We start from the raw sequence: 17,045 nt of genomic DNA on the forward strand, positions 1-17,045 counted from the left end.
GGGAAATGCGACGAGTGCTGCGCTATGCTTCGCGCCGTTGTGCGTAGGTAAAACCCTAAGGTCAACAAAACGTCTGTTACGAGAAGTAAAACGGCGCATGCTAGGGTCAGCTTAGACGCGTTGTTAATAAAAGACCGCAGGTCAAAGGGCAGGAGTGGTTGATGGGTCACGCGAGTAGTCAGGCAGCAGGTGCCGAGCAGTCAAACGCCAAGCCGATTGGTATGCTGGTGGCAGCGGTCGGGGTGGTTTACGGCGATATCGGGACCAGCCCGCTGTACACCCTCAAAGAGGTGTTCAACGGCGGTTATGGGGTTCAGGTCAACCATGATGGCGTGCTGGGGATCCTGGCGCTGATCTTCTGGTCGCTGATCTGGGTGGTCTCGATCAAGTACATGCTGTTCGTGCTGCGCGCCGACAACCAGGGCGAGGGCGGCATCATGGCCCTTACGGCTCTGGCACGGCGGGCGGCAGGGGAGCGCAAGAAACTGCGCAGTTTCCTGGTGGTGTGCGGCCTGTGTGGCGCGGCGCTGTTCTATGGCGACAGCATGATCACCCCAGCCATTTCCGTATTGTCCGCCGTTGAAGGCCTGGAACTTGCGTTCGACGGCCTGGAGAAATGGGTCGTGCCCATCGCCCTGGTGGTGCTCGTGGCGCTGTTCCTGATCCAGAAGCACGGCACCGATCACATCGGCAAGTTGTTCGGGCCGGTGATGGTGACCTGGTTCCTGGTGCTGGGTGGCCTCGGTGTGTATGGCATCACCCTGCACCCTGAAGTGCTCAGTGCGCTAAACCCGATATGGGCCGTGCGCTTCTTCGAGGCTCACCCCGGCATTGGCGTGGCCATCCTTGGCGCGGTGGTGCTGGCACTGACCGGCGCCGAAGCGCTGTATGCCGACATGGGCCACTTCGGGCGCAAACCCATCGCCCGGGCCTGGTTCATGCTGGTGCTGCCGGCGCTGGTGCTCAATTACTTCGGCCAGGGTGCGATGCTGCTGGGCGATCCGGAAGCCGCGCGCAACCCGTTCTACCTGCTGGCCCCGAGCTGGGCACTGATCCCGCTGGTGGTGTTGTCCACCCTGGCTACGGTGATCGCATCCCAGGCGGTGATTTCCGGTGCGTTCTCGTTGACGCGCCAGGCGATCCAGTTGGGTTACATCCCGCGTATGCATATCCAGCACACCTCCAGCGCCGAACAGGGCCAGATCTACATCGGCGCGGTGAACTGGTCGTTGATGGTCGGCGTGATCCTGCTGGTGCTCGGCTTCGAATCTTCCAACGCACTGGCATCGGCCTACGGCGTGGCGGTGACCGGCACCATGCTGATGACCACCATCCTGGTGTCGGCGGTGATGCTGCTGCTGTGGAAATGGCCCCCGATCCTGGCCGTGCCGGTGTTGGTGTGCTGCCTGCTGGTCGACGGGCTGTACTTTGCCGCCAACGTGCCGAAGATCATCCAGGGCGGTGCTTTCCCGGTGCTGGCGGGGATTGTGCTGTTCGTGCTGATGACCACCTGGAAGCGCGGCAAGCAATTGCTGGTGGAGCGCCTCGACGAAGGCGGCCTGCCGCTGCCGATCTTTATCGGCAGTATCCGCGTGCAACCGCCCCATCGCGTGCAGGGTACCGCCGTGTTCCTCACGGCGCGTCCGGACGCCGTGCCCCACGCGCTGTTGCACAACCTGCTGCATAACCAGGTGTTGCATGAGCAAGTGGTGCTGCTGACGGTGGTCTACGAGGATATTCCCCGCGTACCGGCCACACGGCGTTTCGAGGTGGATTCCTACGGCGAAGGCTTCTTCCGCGTGATCCTGCACTTTGGTTTCACCGATGAGCCGGACGTGCCCGAAGCGCTGAAGTTGTGTCACCTGGATGGCCTGGACTTCAGCCCGATGCGCACCACCTACTTCCTCAGCCGCGAAACGGTGATCGCTTCGCGAATCAAGGGCATGGCCCGCTGGCGCGAAGCGTTGTTCGCTTTTATGTTGAAGAACGCCAACGGCAACCTGCGCTTCTTCAAACTGCCGGTAAACCGCGTGATCGAGCTGGGCACCCAGGTCGAAATGTAGGCGGCAGCCAACCGGGGGCCGGCAATCGGCTCCCGCTTTTCCTTCTGAACCCTGTGCAATCCAGCGTTGTCGACTAGGCTCTAAGCACCGTTTGAATAGTGCCCACAGAACCCAGAAGAGGTGCGCCATGAGTCAGCTGCTCGAACCCTATACCCTCCGTCAATTGACCCTGCTCAACCGCATCGCGGTCTCACCGATGTGCCAATACTCAAGCGATGACGGCCTGGCCAATGACTGGCACCTGGTGCACCTTGGCAGCCGCGCCGTCGGTGGCGCCGGGCTGATTTTCACCGAAGCCACCGCCGTGACCGCCGATGGCCGCATCACCGCACAGGACCTGGGTCTCTGGAACGACGCCCAGATCGAACCGCTGCAACGCATCACGCGCTTCATTGCCGCCCAGGGCGCGGTGGCCGGCATTCAACTGGCCCACGCCGGGCGCAAGGCCAGCACCCATCGGCCGTGGATCGGCAAGCATGGCAGCGTCAAGCCGGAGGACGGCGGCTGGGTGCCGGTGGGGCCGTCGCCGATTGCCTTCGACCCTCAGCACACCCAACCCAGGCAGTTGGACGAAGGGCAGATCCAGCAAGTGATCGCCGATTTCGTCGCCGCTGCCAAACGTGCGCTGACCGCCGGTTTTGAGGTGGTGGAAATCCACGCCGCTCATGGTTACCTGCTGCATCAATTCCTGTCACCGATCAGCAACCAACGTCAGGACCAGTACGGTGGCTCGTTCGAAAACCGCATCCGCCTGGTGCTGCAAGTGACCAGGGCCGTGCGTGATATCTGGCCCCAGGAGCTGCCGCTGTTTGTGCGGGTGTCGGCCACCGACTGGGTGGAAGACGGCTGGAACCCGGATGAAACCGTGGAACTGGCGCGTCGCCTGAAAGAGCTGGGCGTGGACCTGATCGACGTTTCGTCAGGCGGTACCGCCGCCAACGCCGAGATCCCCACTGGCCCCGGCTACCAGACCCGCTTCGCCGAACGCGTGCGCAAGGAGTCGGGCATCGCCACCGGCACCGTGGGCATGATCACCGAGCCGGCCCAGGCCGAGCACATCCTGCGCACCTGTCAGGCCGATATTATCTTCCTTGCCCGTGAGCTGTTGCGCGACCCGTACTGGCCGTTGCACGCCGATGATGACCTGGGCGGGCGCAAGGCGATCTGGCCGGCGCAGTACCAGCGTGCTACCCATCGTGACCAACCCATCCACGAGTCGGATTTGAGAGATTGAGCCCTGACACGCTCCGCCGAAACCCACCCTGACCCGGTGGGTTTTTTTACGGTCATAGCGTGGGATAGCGCTGTAGGTATTCGTTACCGATGTAATTATTTAAGTGATTACTCTAAAAAAATCGCACGCTTGGCGAGATCGTTTCTACGCTTAGGGTAAGCCTGATTTCTGGCCCAGGGAGTCAGTCGGTTTTCCCACGCAGGCATTGCGCTTCACGGGAAGGGGTTATGGGCACCAGGAGTATTTGTTGGATAACAGGAGAAGCAGTCCATGGCCAAGTCCTATGGTGTGGCGGGTGCGGTAGCGTCTTTTCTGACCCGCAGGGTGTCATTGCGGGGGCGAAGGTTGAGCTCGGATGAAATGGAGTTGCTGGCGCAGTATCGAGCGCTGACCGAGAACGATCAGGTGGCGATGCGCTATTTGATTGGCGCAATGAAGAGTGTGTCGCGGTTCTGAACCGAAGAGGGGGCGTTCCCACGCAAGCGTGGGAACGCGGTGCATCAGGTGTACTTGCGCTGGTCCGGCGCCGGCGGGAAGTACTGGTACAGCCAGGTTTCGCTCAAGGTGCGGTCCTGGGTGCGAATGAACAGGCGCAGCTCAACTGGCTCCACGCTGTCGCTGGTCGGGTACCAGTCGAACAGGATGCGGTAGCCCTTGATGTTATCCAGCACCAGCACGCTGAAGTCCTTCACCTGGCCATGGGAACAGGTCACCACCGGCTCGATCCCGGTGCCTGGCGGCAGGCGATCCAGGCCGCCGCCCTTGAAGTCCACGGCAAAACGACGCGCCCAGACTTGCGGATAGTGCTCACCCGGTGCCCAGCCTTCGGTGAAGCCACCCATGCCCGAACGGGTTGCATCGACTTGCGCCAACGGTGTGCTCACCGGCGGCAGCGCGCTCCAGTACAGCTTGTAGCCGTAGTTGAGCGAGTCGCCAGCGGCCACGGGTGTTTTCGGCGTCCAGAAGGCCACGATGTTATCGAGGGTCTCGCCGGTGGTCGGGATTTCCAGCAGGTCGATCGAGCCTTCGCCCCAGGCGGTCGTCGGTTCGACCCATAGGCTCGGGCGCTTGCTGTACCAGTCCACGGTGTCCTGGTAACTGGCGAACTCATGGTCGGTCTGCACCAGGCCGAACCCCTTCGGGTCTTTGTCGGCAAATGCGTTGAATTGCAGCTTGGCCGGGTTGTTCAGCGGTCGGCAGATCCACTCGCCGTTGCCGCGCCACATCGCCAGGCGGTCCGAATCGTGGATCTGCGGGTGGATGGTGTCGCACATGCGGCGTTCGTGGGTGCCGCAACTGAACATGCTGGTCATCGGCGCGATGCCCAATTGTTCGATGGTGGTACGCGCATTGATATGGGCGTCGATGGCCATCACTACCTGGTTGGCCTGGCAGTCGATATCGAAGCGGTAAGCGCCGGTGGCGCTCGGCGAGTCGAGCAGTGCGTAGACCACGAAGCGGGTGGCGTTCTTGTCCGGGGTTTCGAACCAGAACTGCGTGAAGTCGGGGAATTCCTCGCGTTTTTTCGCGTAGGTGTCGATGGCCAGGCCACGGGCAGAAAGGCCGTACTGGCCGGTGGAATCCACCGCGCGGAAGTAGCTGGCACCGAGAAACGACAGCACGTCATGGCGATCCAGTTCCGGCGCCTTGAACAGCTTGAAGCCGGAGAAGCCCAGGTCGCCGGTCAGTTGCTTGGTGTCGACCGTGGTTTTTTCATAGTTGAACAGGGAGGGGCGGAAATGCACCTCACGGGCTTCACGGGTCTTGGGGTCGACGCTGTGCATGCGCACCGGCGTCTTGAAGCCCATGCCGACGTGGAAGAATTGCACGTCCAGTTGGCCGTTCAATTCCTTCCACAGCGAATGGTTGCCGTCGTAGCCGATGGCGTTGAAATTCTGCGGGGTCATGGTCGCCAGCGTGGGCGGCAACACCTGTTTGGTGTCCTTGTAAGCGGTCCCGGCGAGTTGTTTGGCCTGGGCCTTGAGCGTGTCGAAGTCGAACGCCACGGCCTTGCCATCGGCAGCACGGTTCCCGGCCCAGGCCTGGGCGGCGAGCAGGCCGCTGGCCGACAAGCCGGTGTAAGCCGCAATGGCCATGGACGCTTTGAGCAAATTCCTGCGGTGCATAGAGACAACCTGTCGTGAGCAAATCCCGCGCCGTTCCTGGCACGTAGCGGATCAGAAATTACGGTTCGGACATGCCTTCGACCAAACGCAACGGACATTAAACAGACGCCGGATAGCTTAAGCGGTTCGATGACGCAGGAAAATTGATTGATAGCGTGGTGATGGCGTTGCAAATGCGACAAGACATTTCCGATTCTGTGACCGAACACATTAGTTAAGAAATATGAAGATCCAAATGTGGGAGGGGGCTTGCCCCCGATAGCGGTGTGCCAGTCATTGAATACTGCGCAGGTCCAACTCAATCGGGGGCAAGCCCCCTCCCACATTTAGACTGCATTTCAGGCGACTTCACCCACCGCTCGGTAAGCCTCATCAATCGCCGCATGGGCATACGCACTCCACGCCGCATCCGAGTTGGCGATGCTCACATGCCCCACCGGCTTTTTCGCCAGTTGCATCCACGCTTCGGTTTCATCGGCTTGATCGAACAAGCTGTTGGAGAAGCTCGCATAACCGTGTGACCAGCGGTTGACAGTGATCGCCAGAATATCGGTCTCATGATTGAAACCGCCGGGCCCGAGCATGCGTTGCAACTGGTCGCGCAACTGCGCTTCCAGTTGTTCGAACGTCTGCCCATACAACTTGCCACGCCCGGCGCGGGCCTGGTCGCGGGCGTTCATGCCGCTGTTGGGGCTGGTGGGCACGTAGACCATGTGCAAGCCGATCGGCTGCGTCGGGTCGCGCGGGTGGTCATAGCCGCCCATGCTCACCGGGTAGTCCAGTTTGATCCGGCTGTAGGGCTGGGTTGCCGCGTAAATCTCGTGAACGCCGAGCTTCTGGAAGGACTGCCAATTGCGGATAACCACCTTGGTGTACACCAGCGGGTACTTCACGTTCTGGCTCAAGGCGTGAGCCTGCGGTGCCGGCAAATCCTTCAACAAATACGGAATCATCATGTTGTAGCAGGCCAGGATGCAGCGTTTTCCACGCACCTGTGCGAGTTGGCCGCCACGGCTGTAGCCGATATGCACGCCGTCGCCGACGTTACGCACGCTGACCGCCGTACTGTTCAAGCGCAGCCGCACCGCCGCCTTGGGTTGGTCGAGCCTGGCGTAGTCGAATGCCGCCAGCACGATATCGTCCATGTTATGTCCCGGCGCCACGCCCGGGATCAGGCTGCGTACCAGCAACCGTGCCACCGACGCATTGCCGTCCGGGAAGTGATAGATGTAGGGCTCTTCCATTTCGGCTGCCGCTTCTTCGCTGATTGGCGCCAGGTTCATCCCTGCAAAACCTGGGAAACCCACGCTGTAGGCATCGGCCGACGCCACGGCATCAATGCTCAGCGCCATGAAGTCGTTGGTGCGGCTCTGGAAGTACTTCACCGCGCCTTCCGACAAACCGACGTTCTTGAGCAGGAAATCGCGGTAGCTGGTGGCTGCCAGGTAGTCGGCCTTTTCTTTGGCGGTCTTGCCCGGCAGGTAGTCCTTGGGCGCGGTGTGCAGCTCGATCAGGGCCTGACGGTCTGCCGCCGGCAACGGGAAGTCATTGATGAAATCGCGGATGGCCCGTGCGTTGAGTTGGTCGGGGGCGATGTCGTCGGCGACCATCGGCGTCGGGTCGCCGGTCACCAGTTTGTCTTCGCCGAAGTTCTCCTTGTCGAAAAACACCCCGCGCGACAGCCCGACACCGGGGTAGAACCGGCGGTCGAAGGCGGTTTCGAAGCGCTTGATGTTCACGCCGAGCTTTTTCAGCAGCCCGTTCACTTCCTTGCTGTACAGGTGGTTGGGCGACTGGAACGCCTCGCTGCCACCGTAGCCGATGATCATGCGGCCACCGGCCTGGAATTCATTGCGCTTGGCGTGGCCGCCGAAGTCGTCGTGGTTTTCCAGGATCAGGATCTTCACCTTGGGGTGCTTCTCGCGATAGAACCACGCCGCCGACAGCCCACTCAAGCCACCGCCCACGACGACCAAGTCATAGTCTTCGGTGACCGGCAGCTTGTCGGTGTCGAACACCTTCTTTTCCCAGCCCATCTGGTGCGCCACTTCGAACGAGCCGGCATGGCTGCCGCGCAGGCCGGTAAGGGCGGGTGGGTAGTAACGGCCATCAGGGGCGGCTTGCAGGATTTGCAGTGGGGTCATGCCGGCGGCGAGGGTGACAGCGACGCCGTTGAGGAAGTCGCGGCGGGTGATATCCATGGGGGATCCTGAAAATTATTGTTATAGGTTCCCGGCATCCAGAGGGAATGCCGGGTTGAATTGTCAGTGCTTGAACATCACATGACGCACGGTGGTGTAGTCCTCCAGCCCGTACATGGACATGTCCTTGCCATAGCCAGACAGTTTCTGACCGCCGTGAGGCATTTCGCTGACCAGCATGAAGTGGGTGTTCACCCAGGTGCAGCCGTACTGCAGGCGTGCGGCCAGGCGATGGGCACGTCCTACATCGGCGGTCCATACGGACGACGCCAGGCCGTAGTCCGAATCGTTGGCCCAGCCCAGCACCTGCGCTTCGTCGTTGAACTTGGTCACTGAGACCACCGGCCCGAATACTTCGCGGCGCACGATCTCGTCGTCCTGCTGTGCGTCGGCCAGCACGGTGGGTTCAAAGAAGAAACCATTGCCTTCCACCGCCTTGCCACCCGTGACCAGGCGAATGTGCGGTTGCGCCACGGCGCGTTCGACAAACCCGGCAACACGGTCGCGATGTTGCGCAGTAATCAACGGGCCCAACTCCGTGGCCGGGTCATCCTGCAATCCATACTTGATGCTGGCGACCGCCGCGCCGAGTTTTTCGACGAACTTGTCGTAGATCTGCGCCTGCGCGTAAATCCGGCAGGCCGCCGTGCAATCCTGGCCGGCGTTGTAGAAACCGAAGGTACGAATGCCTTCCACGGCGGCGTCGATGTCCGCATCGTTGAAGATGATCACTGGCGCCTTGCCACCCAACTCCATGTGCATGCGTTTCACGCTGTCGGCGGTGCTGGAGATGATATTTGCGCCGGTGGCGATGGAGCCGGTCAGCGACACCATGCGCACTTTAGGGTGCGTCACCAGTGGGCTGCCCACGGTAGGCCCACGGCCGAACACCAGGTTGAGCACGCCGGCCGGGAAGATTTCAGCGGCCAGTTCGACCATGCGCAATGCCGTCAGCGGGGTTTGCTCCGACGGCTTGAGCACCACGGTATTACCGGCGGCGAGGGCCGGGGCGATTTTCCAGGCGACCATCATCAGCGGGTAGTTCCACGGCGCGATGGACGCGATCACGCCCACCGGGTCGCGACGGATCATCGAGGTGTGGCCGGGCAGGTATTCACCGCCGGCCGAACCGCTCATGCAACGGCTGGCGCCGGCAAAGAAACGGAATACATCGGCAATCGCCGGGATTTCATCGTTGAGCGCGGCTCTGTAGGGCTTGCCGCAGTTGTCCGATTCCAGCTTGGCCAGCTCTTCGCCGTGGGCCTCGATCACGTCCGCCAGTTTCAGCAGCAGCAGCGAACGATCCTTGGGCGCGGTTTGCGACCAGCCTTCGAAGGCCGCGTCGGCGGCGCGCACGGCGGCGTCGACCTGGGCTTCGCTGGCTTCCTTGATTTCTACCAGTACGCGGCCCAGAGCCGGGTTGAATACAGCCTGCGCCGGGCCTTCGCCTTCGACCAGTTGGCCGTTGATCAGTAATTTGGTTTGCATGGTTCAGCTCTCCACCAACTATCGTTATTTCCTTGAATAAACTGGCTCTAAATGTGGGAGGGGGCTTGCCCCCGATAGCAATCTTCCAGTCACACCCTCTACAACTGACCCACTGCCATCGGGGGCAAGCCCCCTCCCACATTTGAACCGTGTTCCTTCAATAGCATCGTTATTTGCCGCCACTCCCGGCCACGCTTTCACCGCCGCGGGTCAGGTAATAGGCACCGAGAATCGGGAACATCGTTACCAGCATCACTAGCATCGCCACCACGTTGGTCACCGGCACATCCCGCGGGCGGCTCAACTGGTTGAGCAGCCACAGCGGCAAGGTGCGCTCGTGGCCGGCGGTGAAGGTGGTGACGATGATTTCGTCGAACGACAATGCAAAGGCGAGCATGCCGCCGGCCAGCAGCGCCGAGCCCAGGTTGGGCATGATGATGTAGCGGAAGGTCTGCCAGCCGTCGGCGCCCAGGTCCATCGAGGCCTCGATCAGGCTGTGGGAGGTGCGGCGCAAGCGGGCAATGACGTTGTTGTAGACGATCACCACGCAGAAGGTCGCGTGGCCGACGATGATGGTGAACATCCCCGGCTCTATACCCAGCGTCTTGAACGTCGCCAGCAGTGCGATACCGGTGATGATCCCCGGCAGCGCAATCGGCAGGATCAACATCAGCGACACGCCTTGCTTGCCGAAGAACTCGCGGCGATACAGCGCCGCCGAGGCCAGTGTGCCGAGCACCATGGCGATCAGCGTGGCGATGGCGGCGATCTGCAGCGACAGCTTGATCGCCTCCAGTACGTCCGGCCGCGCGAACGCCACGCTGAACCACTTCAGGGTGAAGCCCTGGGGCGGAAAGCTGAACGCAGCTTCTTCGGTGTTGAAGGCATAAAGAAAGATGATCAGGATCGGGAAGTGCAGAAACACCAACCCGCCCCAGGCGGCGATCTTCAGGCCCAATGAGGATTTTTCAGAGTGCATCGAAGGCCCCCAGGCGTTTGACGATGGACAGGTAAACCGCGATCAGCACGATCGGCACCAGGGTGAACGCCGCCGCCATGGGCATGTTGCCGATGGCGCCTTGCTGCGCATAGACCATGCCGCCGACGAAGTAGCCGGGCGGGCCGACCAGTTGCGGCACGATGAAATCGCCCAGGGTCAGCGAGAAGGTGAAGATGGAACCTGCGGCAATCCCTGGCACCGACAGCGGCAATATCACCTGCATGAAGGTCTGGCGCGGTTTGGCGCCCAGGTCGGCAGAGGCTTGCAGCAAGGACGGCGGCAAACGCTCCAGGGACGCCTGGATCGGCAGGATCATGAACGGCAGCCAGATATAGACAAACACCATGAACCGTCCCAGATGCGAGGTGCTCAAGGTACTGCCGCCCACGCCGGGAACGCCCAGCACGAACTGCAACACAGGCTCCAGGCCCAGGTGCTGCACGAACCACTGCGCCACGCCGCCCTTGGCCAGCAGCAAGGTCCAGGCATAAGCCTTGACGATATAGCTGGCCCACATCGGCATCATCACCGCGATGTAGAAGAACGCCTTGGTCTTGCCCGTGGTGTAGCGCGCCATGTAGTAGGCAATGGGGAAGGCCACGATGGCACTGGCGATCGATACCACGATCGCCATGCTCAAGGTGCGCACAATGATGTCGAAGTTCGACGGCTGGAACAGCGCGGCGAAGTTGGCCAGGGTCAGGTCTGGCGTGACCGCCATGGTGAAGTCGTCGAAGGTATAGAAACCTTGCCACAGCAGGGTCAGCAACGAACCGAGGTAGATCGCGCCGAACCAGATCAGCGGCGGCACCAGCAGCATCGCCAGGTAGAGGTTGGGCTTGCGGTAGAGCAGGTTGGAAAACCTGCGCATCGGCGGGTGGGAAATAGCCAGGCTCATGTCACACCTCGCCTGCGCTGTCGGTCAGCGGGGTCATGGCTTCCCGCGCCCAACGGGCGGCGATGGACTGGCCGACCTGGTGGCCGCTGCTGATGTCCAGCCACTGGTTGTTGGCCTGGCTGATGTTCAGCGCCTGGCCGTTTTCCAGTTTCAGTTCATAGCGGGTGGCGCTGCCCTGGTACTGGATGTCGTGGAGCAGGCCGCTGATTTCCACTTCGCCGGCGCCCAGCGGGCCCTCGGCGAAGCGCACGTGTTCCGGGCGGATCGAGAAGGGTTGCGTGCTGCCGCTGAGGCGCTGCGCCAGCTCGCCGCGAATCACGTTGGAGGTGCCGACGAACTCGGCGACGAAGGCGGTGGCCGGTTTCATGTACAGGTTGCGCGGGGTGTCGACCTGCTCGATGCGACCTTTGTTGAAGACTGCGACGCGGTCGGACATCGACAGCGCTTCGGTCTGGTCGTGGGTCACGAAGATAAAGGTGATGCCCAGCTGGCGTTGCAGCTTTTTCAGTTCGCTCTGCATCTGCTCGCGCAGCTTGAGGTCGAGGGCGCCCAGGGGTTCATCCAGCAACAACACACGCGGGCGATTGACCAGGGCGCGGGCCAGGGCCACTCGTTGGCGTTGACCGCCGGAGAGCTGCACCGGCTTGCGCTCGCCGTAGCCGCCGAGGGCGACCATGGCCAGGGCTTCTTCGGCGCGGTTGAGGCGCTCGGTCTTGCCCACACCCTTGACCTTGAGGCCGTAGGCGACGTTGTCGCGCACATTCATATGGGGGAACAGCGCGTAATCCTGGAACACGGTGTTCACGTCGCGCTGGTAGGGCGGTAAGCCGGCGGCTTCCTCGCCGTGGATACGGATCGAGCCTGCGCTCGGCTGCTCGAACCCGGCGATCAGGCGCAGGCAGGTGGTCTTGCCCGAGCCGGAAGGCCCGAGCATGGAAAAGAACTCGCCGTCCTGGATATCGATGGAAACCCGGTCAACGGCCCTCACTTCGCCGAACTGACGGGAAACGTGGGTGAATTGGACTGCAAGTGTCATGGTGCGGTGCTCCGAAAAGGCACGGATCGTCGCAGCGGCCCGGCCTGGACTTCTGAAAAAACAAAACATCTGTGAATGCGGTCAATGTGGGAGGGGGCTTGCCCCCGATAGCAGTGGATCAGTTACAGATGTGCTGGCTGACACACTGCACTCGGGGGCAAGCCCCCTCCCACAGGAGACCGATGGTGTCTAGCGGCCACCCATGATCGCGATGTAATCCTGGGTCCAGCGGCTGTAGGGCACGAACTTGCCGCCTTCCGCCTGCGGGGTTTTCCAGAAGGCGATCTTGTCGAACTGGTCGAAGCCGTTGGTCTTGCAGCCTTCGGCGCCGAGCAGCTCGCTCTCCTTACAGGCTGCCGGCACGGCTGGCAGCGAACCGAACCAGGCGGCCACATCGCCCTGGACCTTCGGTTGCAGCGACCAGTCCATCCATTTGTAGGCACAGTTCGGGTGCTTGGCTTCGGCATGCAGCATGGTGGTGTCGGCCCAGCCGGTGGCGCCTTCCTTCGGAATGGTCGAGGCAATCGGCTGCTTCTCGTTCTGCAGGCCGTTGACCTGATACGGCCAGGCGCTGGAGGCCACCACGCCTTCGTTCTTGAAGTCACTCATTTGCACGGTGGTGTCGTGCCAGTAGCGGTGGATCAGCGGTTGCTGGGCGCGCAGCAATTCAAGCACGGCCTTGTACTGTGTTTCGGTGAGTTCGTACGGGTTCTGAATGCCCAGTTCCGGCTTGGCCGACTTGAGGTACAGCGCCGCGTCGGCGATGTAGATCGGGCCGTCATACGCCTGCACGCGGCCTTTGTTCGGCTTGCCGTCCGGCAGGTTCTGCGCGTCGAACAGCACATTCCAGCTGGTGGGCGCGGTCTTGAATACGTTGGTGTTGTACATCAACACGTTTGGCCCCCACTGGTACGGGGTGCCGTAGGTTTGCTGGCCAACCACGTACCACGGCGCGTCCTTCAGGCGGGGGTCGATGTTCTTCCAGTTGGGGATCAGTGCGGTATTGATTGGCTGCACCCGTTTGCCGACGATCAGCCGCAGCGACGCATCGCCCGACGCGGTCACCAGGTCATAGCCACCCTTGGCCATCAGGCTGACCATTTCGTCAGAGGTAGCGGCGGTTTTCACGTTGACCTTGCAGCCGGTTTCCTTCTCGAAACCGCTGACCCAGTCGTAGGCCTTGTCGCTTTCGCCGCGTTCGATATAGCCGGGCCAGGCGACGATATCCAGTTGGCCTTCACCGGCACCCACCGCTTTGAGCGGTTCGGCGGCCTGCAGGCTGGCGCTGGCCAGCAGCGCGGTAGTCAAAGCACTGAGCAGTGCGGTCTTGTGCGCAGACATGGGGGTTCCCTCTTCTTTAATTATGGTCGGGGCAGTTGTTTGAACCGGTAACGCAAGAGCTTAGTTGTTGTTTTAAAGATGCTGGCCGTGGCGCGCCATGATGTGCCGCACCACGCTGTAGTCCTGCAGCGAGTCGCTGGACAGATCCTTCCCATACCCCGAGCGCTTCAAGCCGCCATGGGGCATTTCGCTGACCAGCATGAAATGGCTGTTGATCCAGGTGCAGCCGTATTGCAGACGCGCCGCCACTTGCATGGCCTTGTCCAGGTTCTGGGTCCACACGGACGAGGCCAGGCCGTACTCGGAGTCGTTGGCCCAGTCCACCGCCTGTTCCAGTTCGTCGAAGCGCGTTACGGTGACCACCGGGCCGAACACTTCGCGCTGCACGATTTCATCGTTCTGTTTACAGCCGGCCAGCAGCGTCGGCTGGTAATAGAAGCCGGCACCGGAATGCACGGCGGCGCCGGTGACGCGTTCGATATGTGGCTGGCCGAGGGCGCGTTCGACAAAACTGGCCACGCGGTCGCGCTGGCGTGTGCTGATCAGCGGCCCCAGCTCATTGTCGGTGTCGCGCTTGCCGGCAAAGCGCAGGCTACTGACAGCGGCGCCGAGCTCGGCGACCAGTTTGTCGTGGATACCCGCCTGGGCGTAGATGCGGCATGCGGCGGTGCAGTCCTGGCCAGCGTTGTAGTAACCGTAGGCGCGCACACCCTCGACCACGGCTTGCAGGTCGGCGTCGTTGCATACGATCACCGGCGCCTTGCCGCCCAGTTCCAGGTGCGTGCGTTTCAGGGTCTTGGAGGCAGCCTGCAGAATCTTCTGTCCGGTGACGATATCGCCGGTCAGCGAAACCATGCGCACCTTGGCGTGGCTGACCAGATGGCTGCCGACACCTTCGCCGCCGCCACACAGAATGTTGATCACGCCACGCGGCAACAGGTCTTTGAGCACCGGGGCGAGGGCGAGGATCGACAGCGGCGTGTGTTCCGATGGCTTGAACACCAGCGTATTACCGGCCGCCAGGGCCGGAGCGATTTTCCACGCGGCCATCATCAGCGGGTAGTTCCATGGCGCAATCGAGGCCACTACGCCAATCGGATCGCGACGCACCATGCTGGTGTAGCCCGGCAGGTATTCACCGCTGAGTTGCCCGGTCTGGCAACGCACGGCCCCGGCGAAGAAGCGGAACACATCCACGGTGGCGCTCAAGTCATCCTGGCGTGCCAGGTGCAGCGGCTTGCCGCAGTTCAGGGACTCCAGGCGGGCCAGGTAATCGGCGTGTTTTTCGATGGCGTCGGCAATGCCCAGCAGGATGTTCGAACGTTGCTGCGGCGTGGTCCGCGACCAACCGGCCAAGGCACGGTGGGCGGCAAGGATCGCGGTCTCGACCTGCTCGGCGCTGGCTTCGGCGATTTGGGTGAGGATTTCACCGGTGGCCGGGTTGAGGATCGGCTCGGCAAAACCCTGGCCCGGGACCAGTTCGCCGTCGATCAGCAACGCAGTGAGCAGCGGGGTGGGCGCGCCGGACATTTTTCGTGATCTCTTTTCTTGTGCGGCCATGGGCGTTCTCTTACGAGGGCCTGACCTTTCTCTTAGGGGATAAGCAGAGACTAGAGGTCAGGCGCGAGGTCAACAAATACTAAATACTGAATACAGCATTCGATTAAATAGATGGCTTGCGCGGGTGCGGCTGTTCGCGGGCAACGGTCAGGAACGGGTCCACCAGCGCCGGGCGCGCCGTGCCACGGCGCCAGGCCAGGCCCACGTCGAGGGTCTGGCTGAGGTCGGCAATCGGCCGCGCTTCAATAATGTCGCCCTCCAGCGACCAGGGGCGGTAGGTCATGTCGGGTTGGATCGACACGCCCAGGCCTGCCGCCACCAGGCTTCGCACCGCTTCGGTGGAGGCGGTGCGCAGGGTCACGCGCGGTTGCAGGCCGGCGCTGGTCCACAGGCGTTGGGCGTTGTGGCCCATTTCATCGACGTTCAGCTGGATCAAGGGCTCGCGCGCCACGTCGGCCAGGTTGATGCTGTCGTGCTCCAGCAGCGGATGCTGTGCGGGCAGCCAAAGCCGGTGCGGGGAGTGGGTGAGCACTTCGGTCTGCAGGGCGTGGCGGTCTTCGAGGTTGGAGAGGATCAACACGCCCACGTCGATTTCGCCGCTGACCAGCAAATGCTCGATATACGGGCGTTCGTCCTCCATCACGCGGATTTCCACATTGGGGTAGGCGCGTTGGAAGCGAGTCAGCAAATCGGCCAGGTAATAACCGGCCACCAGGCTGGTCACGCCGATGATCAACTGCCCGGCGACCTGGTCGGTGCTCTGTTGCAGGCTGCGCTTGGCGTTGTCGACGGTGGCGAGGATCAGGTGCGCCTGGCGCAGGAACTGATGGCCCTGGTGGGTGAGGGTCATGCCCTTGGCGTGACGGTTGAACAGGTTGACGCCGATTTCCTGTTCCAGTTGCTGGATCGCCAGGGTCAGGGTCGACTGGGAAATAAACGCCGTCTGCGCGGCGGCGGAGATCGAACCAGTCTCGGCCACGGCAATAAAGTGCCGGATTTGACGCAAGGTCATCATGCTGGAATTACCAGTGGGGTGTTTTTATAGATTTGTTCGAGTGTATATCGATTTAAGTGAAGGGCGGTCGCGTTACATCTGGAAGCACTCTAGATCAGGGCTTTTTGGCACTTAGTTTTACGCTGGGGGCCTATTGGTCCTATGAACCCAAGTGTCTGGAGGCTGCGAATGAATACCCGTGGATTGCTCGATCAGTTGCTCAAGTCTGGCCAGGACATGCTGCAAAACAAGGCTGGCGGCCAGCGTAGGCAGGACGACAAAGGTGCTCTGGGCGGTCTGCTCGGCGGTGGCGGCCTGGGCAGCCTGCTCGGTGGTGCTGGCGGCGGCGCGCTGGCGGCGGGGGCCATGGGCCTGCTGCTGGGCAACAAGAAGGCGCGTAAATTCGGCGGCAAGGCGCTGACCTACGGCGGTCTGGCGGCGTTGGGCGTTATCGCCTACAAGGCCTACGGCAACTGGCAGGCCAATCAGGCCAGCGCGCCCCAGGGCGAGCCACAGACTATCGATCGCCTGCCACCGGCCCAGGTCGAGCAACACAGTCAGGGCATCCTCAAGGCGCTGGTTGCGGCGGCCAAAGCCGATGGCCATGTGGACGAGCGCGAGCGTGCGCTGATCGAAGGCGAATTCACCAGACTGGACAACGACCGCGAGCTGCAAAGCTGGCTGCACGCCGAACTCAACAAACCCCTGGACCCGGCCGATGTGGCGCGGGCTGCCGGCACTCCGGAAATGGCGGCCGAGATGTACATCGCCAGCGTGATGCTGGTGGACGAGGAGAACTTCATGGAGAAAGCCTACCTTGACGAGCTGGCCCGCCAACTGAAGCTCGAGCCCGGCTTGAAGCTGGAACTGGAAAAACAGGTGCGGCTGAACGCGTAAAGACGGGGCGTGCAGCGATCAAAATGTGCGAGGGGACTCGCCCCGGTAGCGGTGTTTCAGCCTATTTACAGTTGGTTGGCACATCGCCATCGGGGGCAAGTCCCCTCGCACATTTGCATTCTGTGGACGCTACAGCAAAACCCGTTGATAAATGAGGGCTTCTGCTCAGCTATACTCCCCTCCATTTGAATGGCCCTCCGAGGAATT

13 protein-coding genes are annotated in these 17,045 nt (G+C 61.9%); 4 read left to right on the forward strand and 9 right to left on the reverse strand.

Annotated features, from left to right (window positions below; all coding sequences use genetic code 11):
* Positions 1–161 precede the first annotated feature (161 nt).
* The 3 genes from AC3WP7_RS02685 to AC3WP7_RS02695 all read left to right on the forward strand — a co-directional run bounded on the left by AC3WP7_RS02685 (position 162) and on the right by AC3WP7_RS02695 (position 3,753).
* Positions 162–2,063: a potassium transporter Kup gene (locus AC3WP7_RS02685; RefSeq protein WP_071488750.1), complete on the forward strand. Its 1,902-nt coding sequence runs from the start codon at positions 162–164 to the stop codon at positions 2,061–2,063.
* Between the two features lie 127 nt (positions 2,064–2,190).
* Positions 2,191–3,297: an NADH:flavin oxidoreductase/NADH oxidase gene (locus AC3WP7_RS02690; RefSeq protein ID WP_092241083.1), complete on the forward strand. Its 1,107-nt coding sequence runs from the start codon at positions 2,191–2,193 to the stop codon at positions 3,295–3,297.
* Positions 3,298–3,567: 270 nt separating this feature from the next.
* The gene (locus AC3WP7_RS02695; protein ID WP_058423750.1) at positions 3,568–3,753 is read left to right on the forward strand and encodes a hypothetical protein; all 186 of its coding nucleotides are present in this window, start codon (positions 3,568–3,570) and stop codon (positions 3,751–3,753) included.
* 44 nt (positions 3,754–3,797) lie between these two features.
* Here the strand turns inward: AC3WP7_RS02695 and AC3WP7_RS02700 are convergent, their stop codons facing one another.
* The 9 genes from AC3WP7_RS02700 to AC3WP7_RS02740 form a co-directional block, all read right to left on the reverse strand.
* Positions 3,798–5,423: a glucan biosynthesis protein D gene (locus AC3WP7_RS02700; RefSeq protein ID WP_092241085.1), complete on the reverse strand. Its 1,626-nt coding sequence runs from the start codon at positions 5,421–5,423 to the stop codon at positions 3,798–3,800.
* 338 nt (positions 5,424–5,761) lie between these two features.
* Positions 5,762–7,624 carry an NAD(P)-binding protein gene (locus AC3WP7_RS02705; RefSeq protein ID WP_102591693.1) on the reverse strand — a complete coding sequence of 621 codons (1,863 nt, stop codon included), beginning with the start codon at positions 7,622–7,624 and terminating at the stop codon, positions 5,762–5,764.
* Positions 7,625–7,687: 63 nt separating this feature from the next.
* Positions 7,688–9,112: a gamma-aminobutyraldehyde dehydrogenase gene (locus AC3WP7_RS02710; RefSeq protein ID WP_092241089.1), complete on the reverse strand. Its 1,425-nt coding sequence runs from the start codon at positions 9,110–9,112 to the stop codon at positions 7,688–7,690.
* A gap of 169 nt (positions 9,113–9,281) precedes the next feature.
* Positions 9,282–10,091: an ABC transporter permease gene (locus tag AC3WP7_RS02715; protein WP_025856826.1), complete on the reverse strand. Its 810-nt coding sequence runs from the start codon at positions 10,089–10,091 to the stop codon at positions 9,282–9,284.
* Positions 10,081–11,010, reverse strand: coding sequence for an ABC transporter permease (locus tag AC3WP7_RS02720; protein WP_092241091.1), 930 nt, complete (start codon positions 11,008–11,010; stop codon positions 10,081–10,083). The genes AC3WP7_RS02715 and AC3WP7_RS02720 overlap by 11 nt, the downstream gene beginning before the upstream one ends.
* Position 11,011: 1 nt before the next feature.
* The gene (locus AC3WP7_RS02725; RefSeq protein ID WP_102591692.1) at positions 11,012–12,046 is read right to left on the reverse strand and encodes an ABC transporter ATP-binding protein; all 1,035 of its coding nucleotides are present in this window, start codon (positions 12,044–12,046) and stop codon (positions 11,012–11,014) included.
* A gap of 189 nt (positions 12,047–12,235) precedes the next feature.
* A complete protein-coding gene (gene ydcS, locus AC3WP7_RS02730) occupies positions 12,236–13,387 on the reverse strand; it encodes a putative ABC transporter substrate-binding protein YdcS (RefSeq protein WP_102591691.1) in 1,152 nt (383 codons plus the stop codon).
* Between the two features lie 72 nt (positions 13,388–13,459).
* Positions 13,460–14,917: a gamma-aminobutyraldehyde dehydrogenase gene (locus AC3WP7_RS02735; protein ID WP_170856028.1), complete on the reverse strand. Its 1,458-nt coding sequence runs from the start codon at positions 14,915–14,917 to the stop codon at positions 13,460–13,462.
* A 133-nt stretch (positions 14,918–15,050) separates the two neighbouring features.
* Entirely contained in the window at positions 15,051–15,962 is a 912-nt protein-coding gene (locus AC3WP7_RS02740; RefSeq protein ID WP_071488759.1) for a LysR family transcriptional regulator, read from the reverse strand.
* 168 nt (positions 15,963–16,130) lie between these two features.
* Between AC3WP7_RS02740 and AC3WP7_RS02745 the strand changes: the two genes are divergently transcribed.
* On the forward strand, positions 16,131–16,838 hold the full coding sequence (locus AC3WP7_RS02745) for a tellurite resistance TerB family protein (protein ID WP_092241099.1): 708 nt from the start codon (positions 16,131–16,133) through the stop codon (positions 16,836–16,838).
* The last annotated feature ends 207 nt before the right edge of the window (positions 16,839–17,045 follow it).

The sequence above is a fragment of the Pseudomonas sp. FW305-3-2-15-C-LB1 genome (assembly GCF_058787615.1).